Below are 19,880 nucleotides of genomic sequence, written 5' to 3'. Positions count from 1 at the left end.
ATGAAAAGAAAATTTCAATTGAATCATTACTTACTTGTCGTTATTGTAATCGCGCTTGCGATCTTCCCATTCGTATCGGATTCAAGGACTTGGACTATTTTATTGACGCAAATATTCATCTTTTCGATCCTTGCGATGAGCTATGATATTTTGCTTGGGTATACGGGTATTGTCTCATTCGGGCATGCGATGTTCTTCGGGATGGTGCATATACGACCGCAGTCATGCTGAAGAGGATTGAGCCGACTATGGGGACGTTCATCGTTTCAATCGGTGTCGGCATGCTACTTGCAGGATTGATCAGTTTCTTCATCGGCTTACTTACATTGCGATTGAAAAGCCACTTCTATGCGATGTTGACACTCGCTGTGTCTGGATTGTTTTTAGTGTTAGCGGAGAAATGGCGGACATTGACTCAGGGGAATGACGGATTTACTTTTAAAGCACCGGAGTTTTTCAAAGATCGTGTCATGTTTTATCTTGTCGTTCTTGCTTGCCTTGTACTCGTTTATGTATTCCTAAGAAGATTTGTGAATTCTCCTTTCGGAAGAGTGCTTGTTGCCGTCAGGGAGAATGAACAGCGAACAAGTTCCCTTGGCTTCAATCCACTGCATTATAAAGTGATTGCCTCAGTCGTTGCGGGTGTTATTGCGAGCTTGGCAGGTTCGTTGTATGCCGTATCGCTTCGGTTTGTCAATACGAGTGTGCTGACGATGGATATCACTTTGGATGCGTTACTTATGACGATCATCGGCGGTGTGGGGACATTGATCGGCCCGATTGTGGGTGCAGGGGTAATTGAATTAGCGCAGTATTATTTATCAGGCTTGGCAAAAGAATATCCGATTTTCGAACGGTGGATCATTTTCTTCGGAATCGTATACATTTTAGCGGTCGTCTTCTTCCCGAGAGGTGTTGTCGGAACAATACGGGAGCAATTCTGGAAACGGAAGATGAAAAAGGATGGAGCAAAAACTGTACCTAAGAAGGAGGTTTCATAATGGTCGTCGGGATTGTCAGCACTGGTGTTTATATTCCTGAAACAAAAATGACTGCGGCAGAAATCGCAGAACGTGCTAATTTACCCGTCGACGTTGTGAAACAGAAGATGGGTATTACGGAAAAGCCAATTCCCGGTGAGCATGATCATACCGTTGCGATGGGGATCTGGGCGGCTCGTGAAGCGATGAGGAAAGGGCAGATCGAGCCGAAGGAAATTGATGTCATCATCTATATCGGTGAGGAGCATAAGGAATATCCATTATGGACGGCTGCTATAAAGATGCAGGAGGAAATTGGTGCCTATCATGCATGGGCATTCGATGTGGCGCTCCGCTGCGGCACGACGATAATGGCGATAAAAGTGGCGAAAAGTCTTATGGTGGCTGATCCTTCCATTCGGACGGTTCTTTTAGCCGGCGACCGTAATGGCGACTTCATCGATTATGAAAATGAACGGACACGCTTCATGTTCAACCTTGGGGCAGGCGGCGCGGCGATGATTTTACGTCGTGATCATATGGAGAACATCATACTTGAAACGGAACTTATTACGGATGGCTCATTCTCGGAAGATGTCGTCGTTCCTGTCGGGGGAACAAAGAGGCCGCTGACAACCGAGGATTTGGATAATGGTTTATATCGCCTTGATGTACTTGATCCAGTTGGAATGAAAACAAGGCTTGAACAGAAATCGATGCAAAACTTCCTTCAAGTCATCCGGGGTTCATTGCAAAAAAGTGGATATACCGAAAAGGAAATCGACTATTTAGCTATTTTGCATATGAAAAGGTCAGCGCATGATTATGTGTTGCGCGAGCTTGGTCTAACTGATGATCAATCTATTTACTTGCATGAATTCGGTCATATTGGCCAAATGGATCAAATCCTTTCATTGGAGTTGGCTCAATCAGCAGGGAAATTGAAAGACGGTGATCTCGCAGTCCTTGTCAGCGCTGGAATCGGCTATGCATGGGGTGCGGTGACCGTGAAATGGGAAAATGTGAGGAGGAATAACGGATGGAACTAAAAACAGGATTAAAAAAAGTCGTGTTGCAGAACAACGAAGAGATTGCATATCGGGAGCGGGATGGCGGCGACAAAAACGTCGTTCTCGTCCATGGGAATATGACCTCGTCTAAGCATTGGGACGTCCTGATTGACAAGATGGATTCGAAGTATAAAATCTATGCACTCGATATGCGCGGGTTCGGAGAGTCTACATATTTTGAGAGAGTTACAGGTATACGGGACTTCTCCGAGGACTTGCACGGTTTCATCGAGGCGTTAGGGTTGAAGGAATTTTCCTTAATCGGCTGGTCGACGGGCGGGGCTGTTTGCATGCAGTATGTTGCTGATCATCCGGGTAAATGCGAAAAACTTGTCCTCAATGCTTCGGCATCCACAAGGGGCTATCCGTTTTTCGGTACGAAGACGGACGGTACCCCTGACATTGAGCATCGTTTGCAAACAATCGAAGACGTTGAGCAGGATCCTGGAAAGACGTTGGCGATGCAAGGATTGTATGACTCAAAAAATCGGGATGGCTTAAAAGCAGTTTGGAATGCGTTGATCTACACTCATCAGCAACCTCTTACGGATAAATACGAAGAGTATGTTGACGACATGCTAACCCAACGGAATTTGGCTGATGTCTACCATTCATTGAACACATTCAATATAAGTCCAATTCATAACGGCGTCAATGAAGGCAGTGACCAGGCAAAAGATATTACGATTCCCGTACTTGTCCTTCGCGGTGACCGTGACTATGTTGTGACAGAGCAAATGACCAAAGAAATCATGGAAGACCTTGGCGACAATGCGACGTTTGTATCGCTCGAGGATATGGGGCATTCCCCGCTTGTGGATAACTTGGAAAAACTGAATTCGACGATTGAAACGTTTTTGGCGTAAGGAGCTGACATAATGAGACTAAAAGGGAAAGTAGCAATTATTACTGGAGGAGCGAACGGCATCGGTTTGGCTGCATGCGAGCGTTTTGCTGAAGAAGGGGCAGCTGTTATCATGGCCGATTTTGATGAAGCCGCGGGCAAGGAGCAAGAGGTTTTATTCAAAGAAAAAGGGTATGAAATCACTTTCTGTCAAGTGAATGTCGTCGACCGTGAGAGCGTTGCTCAGGTAGCGGAAAAAACAATTGAACTCTATGGCAAGATTGATATTTTAATAAATAATGCAGGGATTACGAAGGATGCTACATTGCTGAAGATGGAGCCGGAAGATTTCCAGCGTGTCTTGGATGTGAATCTTACTGGCGTCTTCAATTGCACGCAAGCAGTCGTACCACATATGATTGCTGCTGGAGCAGGGAAAATCATCAACACGTCTTCAGTAAGTGGTGTTTACGGGAATTTCGGGCAGACGAATTATGCCGCGACGAAAGCGGCTGTAATCGGTATGACGAAGACTTGGGCAAAAGAGTTCGGACGTAAAGGCATCAACATAAATGCGGTAGCGCCAGGATTCACGGCGACTGCGATGGTTCGTAAAATGCCTGAAAAAGTCATACACCAGATGGAATCGGCGGTTTCATTGCAACGGCTTGGAAAACCGGAAGATATCGCCAATGCGTATTTGTTTTTAGCAAGCGGAGAATCCGACTATGTACACGGACATGTCCTGCATGTCGACGGCGGAATAATGATGTAATGGAGGGAGGGGGACTACCGTGTTCCATGAGCAAGGCTGGATATTGAAAAGGGCCGCACTATCTCCTGATCGGATTGCGTTAATCGATATCCATACGGATGTGCGCTGGTCATACAAGGATTTGCGAAATCGGATAATTCGGTGGGCTTCCTTTTTCCGGGAAAGAGGGTTTGCGAAAGGGGAACGGATTGCCGTTTATTCCCCGAACAAACCTGAGCTGTTTGCCATTCTATTCGCGTGCGAGCAAGTCGGGCTGATGTATGTTCCGTTGAACTGGAGGATGAGCCGCCCGGAATTGCAGGCGTTGTTAGAGGACTGTACGCCGGTGTTAGTTGTTTACGATGACAGTTTTAAAGAATCGATATTTGGGTTGAAAGTTGCCGATTCCGTCTCACTTACAGTCATCGAGTCGTTAGGGATGCCCGAAAATTCGGCGTTTGAGGAAAAGGTGAATCATACGGATCCTTGGATGATTATCTATACTGGCGGCACGACCGGTATGCCGAAAGGTGTCATGCTGTCGTATGATGCGGTGAATTGGAACGCGTTGAATACGATTATAAGTTGGGGGTTATCCGAAGATGATACGACCGTCAACTACATGCCGCTTTTTCATACGGGCGGATTAAATGCATTAAGCATCCCATTACTGATGGCAGGTGGAACAGTTGCTATCGGACATCAATTTGACCCGGAAGAAGCTTTGAAAGTAACAGATAAATACGAAGCGACGATTTCATTATTCGTCCCGACGATGTATCAGATGATGATTCAGACGGAGTGCTTCCGCCAATCTTCGTTTCCTTCAATGAAAGTATTCTTATCCGGAGGAGCTCCATGTCCAGCGACGGTTTATCGTTCTTTCAGGAAAAAAGGGTTGCGGTTCAAGGAAGGATACGGATTGACGGAGGCAGGGCCGAATAACTTTTTCATACGCCCTGAAGATTCGGAACGTAAAGTCGGTTCTGTTGGGAAAAGTATGTTATTCAATGAAATCCAGGTGTTGGACGAAGAAGGAAACCGTTGTGAAAAAGGCGAAATTGGCGAGCTTTTGGTGAAGGGGCCCCATGTATTTTCAGGATATTGGAATAAACCACGTGAAACATCAGAAGTCGTACAGGATGGATGGCTCCGCACAGGTGATTTGGCTAAAATCGATGAGGACGGTGATACATTCATCGTCGGAAGAAAGAAAGACATGATCATTACTGGCGGGGAAAACGTCTATCCGCAAGAAGTAGAGCAATGTCTGATCAATTATTCCGGAATCCGCGAAGCAGCCGTTGTCGGTATGGCGGATGATAAATGGGGAGAAATTGTAGTTGCTTTCGTGGTAGCTGTTGAAAGTGATTTGTATCATGACGCTGTCATTGCGCATTGCAAAGCCACACTTGCTTCCTATAAGATTCCAAAGAAAATTGTTATTTTAGATGAGCTACCGAAAACACATGTCGGCAAAATCGATAGTGGGTATTTATGCAAGATGCTGATTTAATCAAGAGCGCCTCAAAAGTCGGAATTTGACTTGGAGACGCTTTTTTTTGTGGGGGTAACGGGAGAGGTTTTTTTAGTAAAGGAGAAGTCTTTGACGATGAATGAGAAGTTAATGGGAGTTAATGAGAACTCTTTGGTATTGAATGAGAACTCTTCAGCGCTAAACGAGAAGTCATCGGTGATTAATGAGAAGTCATCGACGTTAAATGAGAAGTCCCGGCGTTCTACGGGAAGTCTTCGGCGTTCTATGGGAACTCCCCTGCGTTCTACGGGAAGTCTTCGGCGTTCTATGGGAACTCCCCTGCGTTCTACGGGAAGTCTTCGGCGTTCTATGGGAAGTTCTCGGTGTTCTACGGGAAGTCCCCGGTGTTCTATGGGAAGTCTTCGTCGTTCTATGGGAAGTTCTCGGTGTTCTACGGGAAGTTTTCTGCATTTAATGGGAAGTCAACATCGTTCTACGGGAAGTCCCATGCATTCTACGGGAACTCCTAACAATAAAAAAACGCAGCCCGATATGGCCGCGTTTTTCACTATCAGATTATAAATTATAGGCACAGGGTTAACCCAATCCCAGTATATTTATCAAGGATCATACCTATTTAACAGACGGTTTCGGCGTTCTCTTGTATTATTTGCTTCTGCATCCCTTGCCATCTGATCTTTTCGTAATTGGCCATTTATCCGGGGGTCTTGTAATCTCATACTTCCCCACATCTTGCTACCGACTTTATTCTTCACTTTTTCGATTTCATCTTCAAAAAATAACATGTCCATTCCTCCCTTCTCCTGAAGTGGATTTGAGAGAAAGGTAACTAAAAATTCCCCTCTCATTACAATACGCAAGTAACATTGACGTATGGAGGTTTATGCACAGGGGAGATCACTTTAAAATAGAAAATTTTGATGTTGTAGTTATAAAAAATGAGATTTCTTAATAATACTTAGGGAATCTAAATAATTTTTGAACTATTTATAGCAATCTTCCATTATAATAGAATTTATAATAATCATTTATCTATAATGGGGGAATTGAAATGGACTACCTGTACAATCCGTATGCAACAATTCGTCATACCGCGTTCGCAAGAAAGGGAATGGTGGCAACCTCTCAACCACTTGCTGCACAAGCGGGTATCGAGGTAATGCAAAAAGGGGGCAACGCGGTGGACGCGGCAATCGCAACGGCTGCTGCACTGACAGTTGTTGAGCCTACTTCGAACGGAATCGGGGGAGACGCGTTTGCACTTGTCTGGATGAAGGATACACTATACGGATTAAATGCATCCGGACAGGCGCCGGAAGCAATGACGATAGATGCATTTAAAGAAGACGGACATGAGAAAATTCCAACTTGGGGATTCAAACCAATTACAATACCCGGGGTGCCGGCAGCTTGGGCTGAGCTATCAAAACGGTTTGGTAAGCTTCCTTTAATTGAAGCTTTAACACCTGCAATACGTTATGCAGAAGAAGGTTATCCGTTAACACCTATTTTAGGAAAGTATTGGCGAATTGCATATAATCGCTTCAAATCACTTGATTCCTCGGAATTTGACGAATGGTTCAAAACGTTCGCACCCGATGGGAGAGCACCAGCAACAGGGGAAATGTGGAAGTCTCCAGGGCACGCGAAAACATTGAGGGAAATTGGCGAAACGAATGCCGAGTCCTTTTACAAAGGTGAATTAGCAGATGCGATTCACGAACATGTGGCAGCGAACAATGGTTATTTACGAAAGTCGGATCTTGAAAATTTCAAAGTCGAATGGGTCAATCCAATCTCGACAAATTATAAAGGCTATGATGTTTGGGAAATCCCTCCGAACGGTCAAGGCATGATTACGCTAATGGCATTAAACATCTATGCTGAGATGAACCCGCCGGTCCCGAATGATGTACGTACATTACACGAACAGATTGAAGCGATGAAACTGGCATTTACAGACGGTAAAGCATTCATTACCGAAGAAAAAGATATGCCAATAGACGTTGCCCACTTGCTGTCGAAGGAATATGCAAAGCAGCGTGCGTCTAAACTTACGGACAGGGCAACAATTCCAGATCCATATGAATTACCGAAAAGCGGAACGGTCTATTTGGCGACTGCAGACGAGGAAGGTAATATGGTTTCATTCATCCAATCGAATTATATGGGCTTCGGCTCGGGAATCGTCGTGCCGGGAACTGGAATTGCACTTCAAAACCGGGGGGTGGACTTCTCATTGGACCCATCGCATCCAAATGCGTTGAAACCAGGGAAACGTACGTACAACACAATCATCCCTGGATTCCTGACGAAAGACGGAAAGGCTGTCGGACCATTCGGAATCATGGGTGGCTTCATGCAACCTCAAGGCCATTTCCAAGTTGTCGTCAATACGATCGACTATCACTTGAATCCGCAAGCTACATTGGATGCTCCGCGTTGGCAATGGATCGAGGGGAATAAAGTGCATGTCGAACCAAATTTCCCGAATCACCTTGCACAGGCACTAACAAGATTAGGGCATCAGATCGTGCCTACACTGGATAACGGTTCGTTCGGTAGAGGTCAAATCATTTGGCGCAATCCGGAAACTGGCGTCCTTGCGGGCGGAACCGAATCAAGAACAGATGGAACAATAGTCGCTTGGTAAATAAATAACATAGGCAGCACCTCCTCAACCGGTTTCATATGAAATCCGGTTGGGGAGGTGTTTTTATGTTTACAAAGTATGCATGTTATTTTTTAGCTGTTTACTCAACTTATAGTTAGTTTAGCCGATACAAAGGGTAATGAATTTCTTATTCACAGGAGGTTGGGAAGATGGTCGGACGCATTGGGGATGCAAGTGGCACACAACAAATAAGGGCGAAATTGGAAAGTGCGGCACCTGAAAAGAATTCGAAAGTCGCGGAAGTACAAGCTATATCTGTAAATGTTCAGGAGCAATCACAAGAAGGGCAGCAGCTGCCAATCGAAAAAGCTCGGCAAGTGACCGATAGCATGAATAAATTCCTTGAAAGTGCAAACACACAGTTACGCTTTAAATTACATGATAAATTAAATGAATATTACGTCGTAATTATAGACCAGAAAACAGACGAAGTCGTCCGAGAAATTCCTTCAAAAAAGCTAATGGATACCTACGCGGCCATGAGGGAATTTGTCGGAGTACTCATCGACCGGAAAATCTGAGGAGGTTGAAACAGTATGCGAATTAGCGGTTTAGCAACAGGCATGGATACGGAACAAATCATAAGGGATATGATGAAGGCACATCGAATCCCACTCGAGAAAATCACTCAGAAGAAGCAATATACGGAGTGGCAGATGGATGATTATCGGAGTGTGAATAGAAATATAACGGACCTGAAATATAAAGTAACCGATACAATGGGGCGTCAGTCGACGTTTATGCAGAAGACGGTTAATATATCGAATCCGAATGCTGTGGGGATTAAGGGACTAAGTGCGATTAGTGAGTTTGCGGGGACGATTAAAGTAGACAAGTTGGCAACTCAGGCGAGTTTGCAAGGGGGCATGCTTACGAACGTAAAAGGCTCAACAAGGTTAGAACAGTTAGAAGGCTATGATGGAGAAAAGATTATTAAAGTAAGAGCGATAGATAAGAATGGTGAATTGGGAGAAGTAAAGGAATTAAAGTTTTCCGCAACAGATACAATTGACTCTGTAATTAAGAAAATCAATAGTGAAACTGGCGTTAATGCTTTTTTTGATGAATATACAGGTAAAATAGCAATGACTGCTAAAAACAGCGGTGCGCTTAAAGGTGATGTTGGTACTCCGAGTATAGTCATTGAAGGTAAATTAGGTGATGTTTTAAAGCTAACTGGCACCCATGATCCAGATGATGACAATTCACCTAAATTTACCGCCGGTAATAATGCTGAATTTATATTTAATGGGCTTAAAACACAACGTGCATCTAATACCTTTACAATCAATGGTTTTGAAGTGAATCTAAAACAAGTAACTACTGATGAAGTCACCTTCAGCTCCGCCGGATACCGATAAAATCGTAGAATCCGTCGTCAAATTCGTTGATGACTATAATAAATTGATCGAAGAATTGAATGAGAAAATCCGTGAACCAAAGTATCGAAACTTCCAACCTCTTTCGGATGAACAGAAGAAAGATATGAAGGAAAAAGAAATTGAACTTTGGGAAGAAAAGGCGATGAGCGGTACGCTACGGAATGATCCTACGATAGCAAGTTTATTAACAAATCTTAGGCAATTGATGAGTAGTCAAGTGGAAACTTCAAATGGTGAATTTATCAGTTTGAAAAAGATTGGAATAGAACCAATCAAGGACTTCAAAGAAAATGGAAAGCTGGCAATCAATGAAGATGATTTAAGAAAAGCAATCACTGAAAATCCGAACCAAGTCTACGAATTGTTTGCGAAATCTGCTACAGATACAGACAAGGGTGGAATTGCTATTCAGTTCCGTAAAACTATGGATGGTTTCAATGCAGTTATTTCAGAAAAAGCGGGCACAACCGGTACAGTGAGTGATAACTTCGCAATGGGACGCAGCTTGAAAAGCATGAACCAGCAAATCGACCGCTTCGAAGATCGTCTGAAAATGATGGAGGATCGATATTGGAGGCAGTTCACTGCAATGGAAAAAGCGATTCAAAAGGCCAATGCCCAATCCGCTAACATGATGAATATGTTTGGTCAGTAATTATAAATGGGGTAAAGATGTCCGTAACAGTGGAAACCTTTAAAGGAGAATAAAACCAATGGCAATTAATAATCCATATGCAATGTATCAGAACAATTCAGTGAATACATCGACGCCTGGTGAATTGACGCTTATGTTATACAACGGATGTTTGAAATTCATCCATCAGGCAAAAAGGGCTTTGGAACAAGGAAATATCGAGGAAAAGAATATAGCGACGCAGAAGGCGCAGGCAATCGTAAACGAGTTAGTGGTGACGCTTGATCGGTCAGTACCGATTTCAGAGAATATGACGGTGTTGTATGAGTTCGTCAATCACCGACTTATTGAAGGAAATATTAAAAACGACAATAAGATGTATGATGAAGCGGCAGAAATCATCACGGAGTTTCGCGATACGTGGAAGCAAGTCATTCAAATAAATCGTTCGAAGCAATACGCGAATATGGATGGAATATGATCCGGTCGTCAATGATACGTTGGCAGGAAACGGCGCAGCAACTCCTGTCATTAACGAGTCGAACAGATGAAGAAAATCGAGACGCTGTAATTGAGGAAATCGATCGGCTATTGGATGAAAGAGATTTATTACAAATGGATATTGTCGCTCCTTTCACAGCGGAAGAAGAAGAATTGGGAAGGGTTATAGTCGGATTGGAACAGCAGGTTGTGAAGGGACTTTCTACATTCACAAAGCATATCCGCACCGATATAACCGCTGCACAGTCCAAGAAAGATCATATGAAAAGTTACATTAACCCATATGCCAATGTGGCGAGGGATGGAACATTTTACGACACGAAGCGATGAAGGGCTAATCAGTTCACACTGATTGGCTTTTTTTGTCGGTACTCTACTAAAAACAACACCATTACGTCAAAACTCCCACTTTTCATCTACAACTATTTCACTATTCATGGTACATTGAAAATAACATAATGGGGTTAACAATAACTTAAAAGGGGGAATGAAAAAAATGGGAGTAGGAGATGTGGAAAAGCTCATGTATGAGCAATTTTCTAAGAAAAATTTTATTTTATTCGTAACGCTTGGTGCTTCAAGTTTAATAGGGGCAATTTATTATTATCTAACCGGTCAGGATGCATTAAAAACGATTAGCATGACAATTCCTCTGACGACGTCAATCATCGTATTTCTTTTATCCAAAAAAATCTTGTTTTTCGAGAAACTGTTTCCATGGATCATCATTGGCATCACAGCGTTTGCAACGATTTTCAATGGTGTAGTTGGTGATCCTTCCATCGTAACCGCTGGAATCGCATTTTTCATCGCTGGCATTGCCAGTGTGCATGTGTCCATGCGGATTATGACATATGGTTTTGCCCTATCGATTGCTGTAATGATTATTTTTTTAATGAATTATCCATATCAGGAACAGATTGCGTCAAGCAAAGGAAGTCTCATGTTGCCACTTATTTTGCTCGCGGCAGGTTTTTTCATTCAAATTAAGCAGACAAAAAAGCTTGAGGAGCAAGTGAATGTATTTACAGTGGAGCAGGAGAAACGTGCAAAGAGGAAGAATATAAGCATCTAACTCTGAATGAAAACGTAGAGAAAGTGGCGGATGATTTAGTCTCAATCGCACATACTGCAAAGCGGCACTGGACTTCTCAAAAAGAATTATTAGAAATTATGGATGACATCGCAGCAAGTGTTGAACGGGAAGCCGAGCAGATTAGCAGGATTGCGCAAAATACAGAACGGGTGCAAAACGATGTGGCAAATATGCAAATCGAAACGCAGTCGATGTTTAAAGATGCGGCAGAATTGCGATCTGAGTCGGATGAAATCGTAAGCCTGATGCGTAGCGTTCGAAATGGAATGGAAGAAGTGGAGCAGCTTTTGAATGAATTGAATGGATCATTCGGCCTGCTAACTCGAAATATCGAAAAAACAAATGCATTAGCAAAATCGATTGCCTCCATTACCGAACAGACGAATTTATTGGCATTGAATGCGTCAATTGAAGCGGCACGGGCCGGAGATCATGGAAGAGGGTTCGCCGTCGTAGCCGAGGAAATACGGAAACTTGCACAAACTACAGCTGAAACGCTAAATGAAATTAATAACAACCTGACAGATGTAAATAAAATGAATAGACAATCTCAAAAGAATTTAACAGCAAGCACCGATAAATTAAAGTCGCAAGGCCTGATAACAATCGATGCTGAATCAAAAATCGAGTCCATGCATCAAACGTTAGGTCTTTTGCACGAGAATCTTTTGATGTTTGATACAAAAACTAAGATGATTTCAATTGATACTTCGGAAATCGGTAACACCACCGGAACGTTTGCCGATTTACTAGGACAATCAAGCGCATCACTTGAAGAAGTCAATGCCACAGTGCATACGACGGTTGCAGATAATGAACAAATCGTGCTAACGCTTGAAGGAACGATGAAGAGGACAAAAGAGTTGGCTGAAAGTCGATAAAAATCAGTTCATTTGGTATAATGAATATAAGGAAAGGAAATGGAACGGGGTGGGGACATGCAATACAAACGTCATGAATATTTCAGGCATACTTTCGACAACCCCCTATCAGCAACTTTTCGCATCTTAGTCGAGGGATCATCGAATGAATCCAATCCAGGCAATTGCATGCTTTTGGATATCAGCACTGGCGGTACGAAACTTATTTCGAGTTTAGATATACCGACGGATACTGGGCCTGTACGTCTACGACTTAACTTCGTGATTTATGAAGCGAATATTAATGTCATCGGAGAAATAGTATGGAAAAGGCGGGGTATCGATGGAATCCGTTACGGCATCAAATTTATTGAAGACGCTTCAACTGAAAAACTAATTCTTGATGAACTAAAGCTGCGCAGACGGACGGAAATCGGAGCGGCTATTGAAAAAAGAGGCGAAAATCCTCCAACAAGATGATTTTCGCCACAATTGACAAGATTTTAATTTTTCCTTCGAATAAAAGAAGGAAATTAAAATATAGATGTAGAAGTATATAGTATCGGTTAATCAAAGGAGGAGTTCATATGTTAGACTTTAACATCCGGGGGGAAACCGAGGTAACTCCAGCAATTCGTGAGTACGTCGAGAAAAAAGTACAAAAGCTCGAAAGATATTTCACAGAAGGTGCAAATGCAACCGCTAATGTCAATTTGAAAGTGTATAATGACAGACAGACAAAAGTGGAAATCACAATTCCTATGAAAAACTTGACACTGCGTGCTGAAGAACGGCACGAAGATATGTACGCTGCAATCGACTTGATCGTAGACAAATTAGAACGTCAAATTCGAAAATACAAAACAAAAGTGAACCGTAAGTTCCGCGAAAAAGAAGGCGTAGCAGCTTTCTTACAATCCGTCGGAAAAGAGAAAAATAACAACGAAGAAGAGACTGTGAATGAAGACTTCGAGTTCCAAGTCGTCCGCACAAAACAATTCGACTTGAAACCGATGGACCAAGAAGAAGCAATCCTTCAGATGAACATGCTTGGCCATAATTTCTTCATCTTCACTGATTCCGAATCAGAAGATACTAATATCGTTTACAAACGAAAAGACGGGAAATACGGTTTGATCGAAACAAACTGAATTAAATAAATCTCGACCCCCGGAGAAATGCGGGGGTCTTTTGAATATTTCGTGGGGAAACTTGCCCCATTTTTAGAACCGTCCAATATATGTAGACAGAAATTAGTTGCTTGGAGTGGAAGGCGGCGACTCCAGGGGGAACAGCGCGAGCTGAAAGCCCCGCAGGAGCGAAGCGACGAGGAGATTGAAGCCGTGCCCCGGAAAGCGTCCGCCTGAAACGGAAAGCAACGGTTTATTTATATGTTAATCTATTGATATATTTAAAATAAACCCTTTACAAATTGCTCCGACTATTTGCACGGTGCTTTTTACAATGTTAAAATGAAGGGTGAACTTAATGAGGATGTGACCTAAATGCTTGGCGTATTGAATAAAATGTTTGATCCGAATAAAAGAGATTTAAAACGTCTTGAAAAAATTGCAGATAACGTTGAATCCCATGCTGCGGAAATGGAACAACTTTCCGATGAGCAGTTAAAAGAGAAAACGGCAGAATTCCAAGAGCGAGTTGCAAATGGTGAAACAATTGAAGAAATCCAGCCAGAAGCATTTGCAGTCGTCCGTGAAGCTTCACGACGCGTCCTTGGCATGTATCCGTTCCGTGTACAAATCATGGGTGCTGCCGCGTTGAATGAAGGAAATATCGCGGAGATGAAGACCGGTGAAGGTAAAACATTGACTTCAACACTCTCCGTTTATTTAAATGCACTTGAAGGAAAAGGCGTCCATGTCGTAACGGTGAACGAATACCTTGCAAGCCGTGATGCGAATGAAATGGGAGAGCTATTTGAATTCCTTGGACTGACTGTAGGCTTGAACTTGAACAGCTTGTCAAAAGAGGAAAAGCGCGAAGCATATACTGCTGACATTACGTATACAACGAATAATGAGCTTGGATTCGACTATTTACGTGACAACATGGTTTTATATGATGAACATAAAGTGCAACGGCCGCTTCATTATGCGGTCATTGACGAAGTTGACTCAATTTTGATCGATGAAGCGCGTACGCCTTTGATCATTTCAGGACAGGCGGCTAAATCGGCCGAGCTTTACCGTTTGGCTAACCGTTTTGTCATGACGTTGAAAAAAGAAGAGGATTATTCCTATGACGAATCAACGAAGGGCGTCGTACTGACGGAATCCGGTGTTGATAAAGCCGAAAAAGCTTTCGGCATCGAAAACTTGTTTGATTTGCAGCATGTTACGTTAAACCATGCGATCAACCAATCATTGAAAGCCCATGCAAGTATGCATATTGACGTCGATTATGTCGTCCAGGAAGGCGAAGTAGTTATCGTCGATTCATTCACAGGTCGTTTGATGAGCGGCCGTCGTTACAGTGATGGCTTGCATCAGGCAATCGAAGCGAAGGAAGGCTTGGAAGTTCAAAATGAAACGATGACGCTTGCGACAATCACTTTCCAGAACTTCTTCAGAATGTATGACAAGCTCTCCGGGATGACGGGTACTGCAAAAACGGAAGAGGAAGAATTCCGTAATATTTACAATATGAATGTCATTGCCATTCCGACGAACCGACCAATCGCGCGTGATGACCGTCCGGATTTGATCTATGCATCGATGGATGGAAAATACAAGGCTGTTGCTGAGGATATTCGGGAGCGCCATAAAAAAGGGCAACCGGTTCTCGTTGGTACAGTAGCGATTGAAACATCTGAAATCATCTCGAATTACTTGAAAAAGTACGGTATTCCACATAATGTATTGAATGCGAAAAACCATGGTCGTGAAGCGGATATCATTTTGGAAGCAGGTCAAAAAGGCGCCGTTACAATTGCAACGAACATGGCGGGCCGTGGTACGGACATCAAGCTTGGTGAAGGTGTTCAAGACCTTGGTGGACTCGCAGTAATCGGTACAGAGCGACATGAATCACGACGGATCGATAACCAGCTTCGTGGTCGTTCAGGCCGTCAAGGAGATCCAGGTGTCACTCAGTTCTACCTTTCCCTTGAAGATGAATTGATGCGCCGTTTTGGTTCTGAGCAAATGAAAGGCATGATGACGAAGCTTGGTATGGACGATACGACGCCAATCCAATCAAAAATGGTGTCACGTTCAGTTGAATCTGCACAAAAACGTGTGGAAGGGAATAACTTCGATTCCCGGAAACGTTTGCTGCAATATGATGATGTATTGCGCCAACAACGTGAAATCATTTATAAAGAACGTAATGAAGTTCTTGCATCCGAAAATATCCGTGAAATACTCGAAGGCATGTTATCAAATGTCATCGATCGAGTCATTGCAATGCATGCACCGGATGAAAAAGATGCTGAATGGAATTTGAAAGGACTTGAAGATTTCCTTGGGGCAAACCTTTTGCCGGAAGGTCGTCTAACTGTCGCTCAATTGGAAGGGAAATCCGCGGAAGAATTGAAAACTTTAATTCACGATGCGGTCATTGAACGATATAATGAGAAGGAAGCCGAAATGTCGGATGACCGCATGCGTGAGTTCGAGAAGGTCATCCTACTCCGCGCAATCGATTCGAAGTGGACGGATCATATTGACGCAATGGACCAATTACGTCACGGAATCCACTTACGTGCTTACGGTCAAACTGATCCACTACGTGAGTACCAGGCTGAAGGTTTCTCCATGTTTGAGGATATGGTAGCATCTATTGAAAATGATGCATCAAAATATGTGATGAAAGCTGAAATCCGCAACAACTTAGAGCGTGAAGAAGTTGTAAAAGGTCAGGCCGTCAATCCAAAAGAGGATGGCGAAAAAGTTACTAAAAAACCTGTCCGCCGCGCAGTCAACATCGGCCGTAACGACCCATGCCCTTGCGGAAGCGGCAAAAAGTACAAAAACTGCCATGGCAAAGGCTGACAAATAGTCATATAACATGTAATATTAACTTCCCATCGGTATTACGCAGATTGCGTTTTACTGATGGAAGTTTTCATTTTATTTACTTTCAGGAGGAAACAACTATGATGGAATTATCCGATGTTCGGAACGAGCTTGACAAAACAGCTAAGAAATTAGCGGACTTCAGGGGGTCTCTTTGACTTAGAAAACAAAGAGGCACGTATGCAAGAACTCGACGAAATCATGCTTGAGCCAGGCTTCTGGGATAACCAGGATTCCGCGCAAAAAGTCATTTCCGAATCGAATGCATTGAAAGATACAGTCGGTGAATTTAACGAACTCAACGACACGCAAGAAAATCTTGAAATGACATTGGAATTGCTTCGTGAAGAAGCCGATGAAGAGTTACAAGAAGAGCTCTTTGCCGAACTAAAAGAATTCAAGAAAAAAATGGAAGACTTCGATCTCCAAATGCTTTTGAGTGATGAATACGATAGAAGCAATGCAGTCCTTGAAATCCATTCAGGCGCAGGCGGAACGGAATCCCAGGACTGGGCATCCATGCTGCTTCGCATGTACACACGTTGGGCCGAGCACCAAGGCTTCAAAGTAGAAACGCTTGATTATCAGGCGGGTGATGAAGCGGGTGTCAAATCGGTCACACTATCGATTAAAGGACATAATGCATATGGCTATTTGAAAGCCGAAAAAGGCGTTCACCGTCTTGTACGTATTTCGCCTTTTGATTCGTCAGGTAGACGTCATACGTCATTTTCATCAATCGAAGTCATGCCTGAATTTGACGGTGACGTCGATATTGACTTGAAAATGGAAGACGTAAAAGTCGACACATACCGTTCAAGTGGAGCGGGCGGACAGCACGTCAACACGACTGATTCAGCAGTCCGTATGACGCATATCCCGACAGGTGCAATCGTTACCTGTCAAACAGAACGGTCACAAATCAAAAACCGTGAACGCGCCATCAACTTGTTGAAAGCGAAAATTTATCAAATCAAACGCGAGGAAGAAGAGGCAAGACTTCTTGAAATCCGTGGAGAGCAAAAAGAAATCGGTTGGGGAAGCCAAATCCGTTCTTATGTATTCCACCCATATTCCATGGTTAAAGATCACCGTACGAATGAGGAAACAGGTAACGTTGGTGCTGTCATGGACGGAGAAATCGACCTGTTCATCAATGCGTATTTACGCTCTAGAATTTCATAAGACAGACAAAAAAGTGCACTTCGGTGCGCTTTTTTATTTTGAGTTTAAAATTTTCATTTAGGTGTATAGTAAAAGGTAAAGGGAAGTATGAAGCTTGAGAAAAACCTTCCAATTTGTCATAAATTTGATAAATATGAACAGGTTGGACGGAAGTTTACGATCCGGTTCCTTTGGTATACTAAGGAATGTAGCAGAGCTTTTAATGACAGGAGGAAAAACAATGAAGAACAAGCTTTTAGGAGTTATGTTTGGAGCAGCACTTGTACTTGGTGCATGTGGCGGTGGAAACAATGCGAGCAACAATGGCAATGGCAGTACTGCCGGTGTAGACGCAGATAAAGTTTTCCAAGCAAGCTGCGCAAGCTGTCATGGTGGGAATCTTGAAGGACGCGGAACAGCCCCGGCTTTAGCGAATATCGGTTCTGAGTTATCAGAAGCTGAAATTCACGATATTATCCAAAACGGTAGAAATGGTATGCCTGGCGGTCTAATCAAAGGCGAAGATTTGGATGCTGTTGCAAAGTGGCTATCTGAAAAGAAATAATACGTTAAGTAACAAACGCAATGGGCAAACCTGCCTATTGCGTTTTTTTATAGCTAAAATTATTTACCAAAATAATCCAAACAATGAACTTTATTTACAGATTGAAAAAAATGTGGTACTCTGTCGAACCAAATGAAATAAATCTGTAATACTCGCAGTGCTTATGCATGTTATAATGTGGTTGTCGGGAAAAAAATGTGGAATACAATAATATTCAGGTGGTTTTCAAATGATTGTGATGAAAGATGTATATAAAAAATATCCAAACGGTGTTGTTGCTGCTAATGGCATCAATGTCGAAATCGGTCGTGGGGAGTTTGTTTACGTCGTCGGGCCAAGTGGGGCGGGGAAATCAACGTTCATCAAAATGATGTACAGAGAGGAAAGTCCTACAAAAGGTGACATACTAGTCAATGGCATTAATCTTGCAACATTAAGGAACAAAAGAGTCCCTTATTTAAGAAGGCAGATTGGTGTTGTTTTCCAAGACTTTAAACTACTTCCTAAGTTGAATGTTTACGAGAATGTAGCTTTTGCGTTGGAAGTAATAGAGGAATCTCCTAAACAAATTCGCAAAAAAGTGAATGACGTTTTGGCGCTTGTCGGATTGACGCAAAAAGCCAGAATGTTTCCGAATGAATTGTCTGGTGGAGAACAGCAGAGGGTATCCATTGCACGTTCCATCGTCAATGTTCCGAAGGTCGTCATTGCGGACGAGCCTACAGGAAACTTGGATCCAGATACTTCTTGGGAAATCATGAAGATCTTTGAACAAATTAATGCGCGGGGCACGACAATTGTCATGGCCACGCATAATAAGGAAATAGTGAATACAATCAGACACCGTGTACTCGTCGTCGATGGCGGGATGATCACGAGAGATGAATATGAAGGGGTTTACGGTTATGAAAGCTAGGACATTGGGGCGACATATCAGGGAAAGCCTTAAAAGCCTCGGACGTAACAGCTGGATGACCTTCGCCTCTGTCAGTGCAGTAACTGTTACACTTCTGTTAGTCGGGGTGTTCATCGTCATTATGATGAACTTGAATCAATTGGCGGATAATCTTGAGAATGACGTTGAAATAAAAGTAATTGCGGAACCTGCAGCAGATGCCGAAGCGGTTAAACAGTTGGAAAAAGAGATCAAAGCAACCTCGGGCGTGGCAAGTATTATTTACGCCACGCGGGATGAAGAGTTAGACAAGATGATCAAGTCTTTTGGTGATGAACTTAATTTATATAAGCAAAGCAATCCTTTAGGAGATGCGTTTTACGTCAAAGCGACGGACCCTCATAGAACTGCCGAGATTGCCTTGAAAATCGATAAATATAACAACACGTATAAGGTCGTTTATGGGGAAGGAAAAGTCGAGAAGCTTTTCAATGTACTTACTATAAGTAGGAATATTGGAATGGGGCTCATTCTCGCATTATTGTTCACAGCTATGTTTTTAATTTCAAATACTATCCGACTTACCATTGTGGCGAGAGGTAGGGAAATTGAGATTATGAAATTAGTAGGTGCAACAAATAGTTTTGTACGAGTCCCATTCGTGTTGGAAGGAATTTGGCTTGGCGTACTTGGTTCAATCATTCCGATGATAGTCATTTCAGTTTCGTATTATGAACTGTACCAACAATGGGAACCGAGATTACAAAACGAGCTATTCCAATTATTGAACGCTACACCGTTCATCTACCAGGTAAATGGACTTCTTCTATTCATGGGAATCTTTATCGGAGTATGGGTAGTTTTATGTCTGTTCGTAAATTTCTTAGAGCCTAATAGATTGGGAATGTTGTTGTCTACCAGCATAG

Annotated in this window: 19 protein-coding genes and 2 pseudogenes; 20 read left to right on the top strand and 1 reads right to left on the bottom strand. The window is 42.9% G+C overall.

Going from position 1 to position 19,880, the window contains the following annotated elements; all coding sequences use genetic code 11:
• The 5 genes and pseudogenes from QNH10_RS17885 (at position 1) to QNH10_RS17865 (ending at position 5,164) form a co-directional block, all read left to right on the top strand.
• Positions 1–1,001, top strand: a pseudogene (locus tag QNH10_RS17885) (branched-chain amino acid ABC transporter permease).
• Positions 1,001–2,029, top strand: coding sequence for a 3-oxoacyl-ACP synthase (locus QNH10_RS17880; RefSeq protein WP_283732641.1), 1,029 nt, complete (start codon positions 1,001–1,003; stop codon positions 2,027–2,029). Before QNH10_RS17885 ends, QNH10_RS17880 begins: the two are co-directional and overlap by 1 nt.
• Entirely contained in the window at positions 2,020–2,916 is an 897-nt protein-coding gene (gene phaZ, locus QNH10_RS17875; protein ID WP_283732640.1) for an intracellular short-chain-length polyhydroxyalkanoate depolymerase, read from the top strand. The genes QNH10_RS17880 and phaZ overlap by 10 nt, the downstream gene beginning before the upstream one ends.
• Before the next feature lie 12 nt (positions 2,917–2,928).
• Positions 2,929–3,669 (top strand): beta-ketoacyl-ACP reductase, encoded by a 741-nt coding sequence (locus tag QNH10_RS17870; RefSeq protein ID WP_283732639.1) that lies wholly within the window; start codon positions 2,929–2,931, stop codon positions 3,667–3,669.
• 19 nt (positions 3,670–3,688) lie between these two features.
• Positions 3,689–5,164 carry an acyl-CoA synthetase gene (locus QNH10_RS17865; protein ID WP_283732638.1) on the top strand — a complete coding sequence of 492 codons (1,476 nt, stop codon included), beginning with the start codon at positions 3,689–3,691 and terminating at the stop codon, positions 5,162–5,164.
• A 581-nt stretch (positions 5,165–5,745) separates the two neighbouring features.
• On the opposite strand, the gene QNH10_RS17860 is transcribed toward QNH10_RS17865, so the two are convergent.
• Positions 5,746–5,931: a hypothetical protein gene (locus QNH10_RS17860; RefSeq protein ID WP_283732637.1), complete on the bottom strand. Its 186-nt coding sequence runs from the start codon at positions 5,929–5,931 to the stop codon at positions 5,746–5,748.
• A 266-nt stretch (positions 5,932–6,197) separates the two neighbouring features.
• Between QNH10_RS17860 and QNH10_RS17855 the strand changes: the two genes are divergently transcribed.
• From QNH10_RS17855 to ftsX, 15 genes and pseudogenes are all read left to right on the top strand, one after another.
• On the top strand, positions 6,198–7,799 hold the full coding sequence (locus tag QNH10_RS17855) for a gamma-glutamyltransferase family protein (protein WP_283732636.1): 1,602 nt from the start codon (positions 6,198–6,200) through the stop codon (positions 7,797–7,799).
• Between the two features lie 170 nt (positions 7,800–7,969).
• Positions 7,970–8,341, top strand: coding sequence for a flagellar protein FlaG (gene flaG / locus QNH10_RS17850; RefSeq protein WP_283732635.1), 372 nt, complete (start codon positions 7,970–7,972; stop codon positions 8,339–8,341).
• Between the two features lie 15 nt (positions 8,342–8,356).
• Positions 8,357–9,181: a flagellar cap protein FliD N-terminal domain-containing protein gene (locus QNH10_RS17845; RefSeq protein WP_283732634.1), complete on the top strand. Its 825-nt coding sequence runs from the start codon at positions 8,357–8,359 to the stop codon at positions 9,179–9,181.
• Positions 9,147–9,857 (top strand): flagellar filament capping protein FliD, encoded by a 711-nt coding sequence (gene fliD / locus QNH10_RS17840; RefSeq protein ID WP_283732633.1) that lies wholly within the window; start codon positions 9,147–9,149, stop codon positions 9,855–9,857. The genes QNH10_RS17845 and fliD overlap by 35 nt, the downstream gene beginning before the upstream one ends.
• 58 nt (positions 9,858–9,915) lie before the next feature.
• Entirely contained in the window at positions 9,916–10,317 is a 402-nt protein-coding gene (fliS, locus tag QNH10_RS17835) for a flagellar export chaperone FliS (RefSeq protein ID WP_283732632.1), read from the top strand.
• Positions 10,314–10,667 (top strand): flagellar protein FliT, encoded by a 354-nt coding sequence (fliT, locus tag QNH10_RS17830; protein ID WP_283732631.1) that lies wholly within the window; start codon positions 10,314–10,316, stop codon positions 10,665–10,667. Before fliS ends, fliT begins: the two co-directional genes overlap by 4 nt.
• A 157-nt stretch (positions 10,668–10,824) precedes the next feature.
• A complete protein-coding gene (locus tag QNH10_RS17825; protein WP_283732630.1) occupies positions 10,825–11,412 on the top strand; it encodes a hypothetical protein in 588 nt (195 codons plus the stop codon).
• Between the two features lie 23 nt (positions 11,413–11,435).
• Positions 11,436–12,314, top strand: a complete 879-nt coding sequence (locus QNH10_RS17820; protein ID WP_283732629.1) for a methyl-accepting chemotaxis protein — start codon at positions 11,436–11,438, stop codon at positions 12,312–12,314.
• A 57-nt stretch (positions 12,315–12,371) separates the two neighbouring features.
• Positions 12,372–12,773 (top strand): PilZ domain-containing protein, encoded by a 402-nt coding sequence (locus QNH10_RS17815; RefSeq protein WP_283732628.1) that lies wholly within the window; start codon positions 12,372–12,374, stop codon positions 12,771–12,773.
• A 107-nt stretch (positions 12,774–12,880) separates the two neighbouring features.
• A complete protein-coding gene (gene hpf / locus QNH10_RS17810) occupies positions 12,881–13,444 on the top strand; it encodes a ribosome hibernation-promoting factor, HPF/YfiA family (protein WP_283732627.1) in 564 nt (187 codons plus the stop codon).
• A gap of 354 nt (positions 13,445–13,798) precedes the next feature.
• The gene (secA, locus tag QNH10_RS17805; RefSeq protein ID WP_283732626.1) at positions 13,799–16,306 is read left to right on the top strand and encodes a preprotein translocase subunit SecA; all 2,508 of its coding nucleotides are present in this window, start codon (positions 13,799–13,801) and stop codon (positions 16,304–16,306) included.
• A 107-nt stretch (positions 16,307–16,413) separates the two neighbouring features.
• Positions 16,414–17,515, top strand: a protein-coding gene (gene prfB, locus QNH10_RS17800; RefSeq protein ID WP_283734685.1) for a peptide chain release factor 2 whose coding sequence is annotated in 2 segments (ribosomal slippage) — positions 16,414–16,485 and positions 16,487–17,515 — 1,101 coding nt in all. Because the reading frame shifts where the segments join, the coding sequence is not laid out codon by codon here.
• Positions 17,516–17,735: 220 nt separating this feature from the next.
• Positions 17,736–18,059 (top strand): cytochrome c551, encoded by a 324-nt coding sequence (gene cccB, locus QNH10_RS17795; protein ID WP_283732625.1) that lies wholly within the window; start codon positions 17,736–17,738, stop codon positions 18,057–18,059.
• A gap of 229 nt (positions 18,060–18,288) precedes the next feature.
• On the top strand, positions 18,289–18,975 hold the full coding sequence (ftsE, locus tag QNH10_RS17790; RefSeq protein WP_283732624.1) for a cell division ATP-binding protein FtsE: 687 nt from the start codon (positions 18,289–18,291) through the stop codon (positions 18,973–18,975).
• Positions 18,965–19,848 (top strand): annotated as a pseudogene (gene ftsX / locus QNH10_RS17785) (permease-like cell division protein FtsX). The gene ftsE and the pseudogene ftsX overlap by 11 nt, the downstream one beginning before the upstream one ends.
• The last annotated feature ends 32 nt before the right edge of the window (positions 19,849–19,880 follow it).

It is taken from the genome of Sporosarcina thermotolerans, from assembly GCF_030067815.1.
Lineage (GTDB): Bacteria > Bacillota > Bacilli > Bacillales_A > Planococcaceae > Sporosarcina > Sporosarcina thermotolerans.
The sequence above is the reverse complement of the archived record's forward strand: the minus strand, read 5'-3'. Positions and strand labels throughout refer to the sequence as shown.

What these genes read in the sequence shown, in the direction of transcription:
- QNH10_RS17880 (WP_283732641.1), top strand. Translation starts at nt 1,001, where the DNA reads ATGGTCGTCGGGATTGTCAGCACTGGTGTTTATATTCCTGAAACAAAA.
- phaZ (WP_283732640.1), top strand. Translation starts at nt 2,020, where the DNA reads ATGGAACTAAAAACAGGATTAAAAAAAGTCGTGTTGCAGAACAACGAA.
- QNH10_RS17870 (WP_283732639.1), top strand. Translation starts at nt 2,929, where the DNA reads ATGAGACTAAAAGGGAAAGTAGCAATTATTACTGGAGGAGCGAACGGC.
- QNH10_RS17860 (WP_283732637.1), bottom strand. Translation starts at nt 5,931, where the DNA reads ATGTTATTTTTTGAAGATGAAATCGAAAAAGTGAAGAATAAAGTCGGT.
- QNH10_RS17855 (WP_283732636.1), top strand. Translation starts at nt 6,198, where the DNA reads ATGGACTACCTGTACAATCCGTATGCAACAATTCGTCATACCGCGTTC.
- flaG (WP_283732635.1), top strand. Translation starts at nt 7,970, where the DNA reads ATGGTCGGACGCATTGGGGATGCAAGTGGCACACAACAAATAAGGGCG.
- QNH10_RS17845 (WP_283732634.1), top strand. Translation starts at nt 8,357, where the DNA reads ATGCGAATTAGCGGTTTAGCAACAGGCATGGATACGGAACAAATCATA.
- fliD (WP_283732633.1), top strand. Translation starts at nt 9,147, where the DNA reads ATGAAGTCACCTTCAGCTCCGCCGGATACCGATAAAATCGTAGAATCC.
- fliS (WP_283732632.1), top strand. Translation starts at nt 9,916, where the DNA reads ATGGCAATTAATAATCCATATGCAATGTATCAGAACAATTCAGTGAAT.
- fliT (WP_283732631.1), top strand. Translation starts at nt 10,314, where the DNA reads ATGATCCGGTCGTCAATGATACGTTGGCAGGAAACGGCGCAGCAACTC.
- QNH10_RS17825 (WP_283732630.1), top strand. Translation starts at nt 10,825, where the DNA reads ATGAAAAAAATGGGAGTAGGAGATGTGGAAAAGCTCATGTATGAGCAA.
- QNH10_RS17815 (WP_283732628.1), top strand. Translation starts at nt 12,372, where the DNA reads ATGCAATACAAACGTCATGAATATTTCAGGCATACTTTCGACAACCCC.
- hpf (WP_283732627.1), top strand. Translation starts at nt 12,881, where the DNA reads ATGTTAGACTTTAACATCCGGGGGGAAACCGAGGTAACTCCAGCAATT.
- secA (WP_283732626.1), top strand. Translation starts at nt 13,799, where the DNA reads ATGCTTGGCGTATTGAATAAAATGTTTGATCCGAATAAAAGAGATTTA.
- cccB (WP_283732625.1), top strand. Translation starts at nt 17,736, where the DNA reads ATGAAGAACAAGCTTTTAGGAGTTATGTTTGGAGCAGCACTTGTACTT.
- ftsE (WP_283732624.1), top strand. Translation starts at nt 18,289, where the DNA reads ATGATTGTGATGAAAGATGTATATAAAAAATATCCAAACGGTGTTGTT.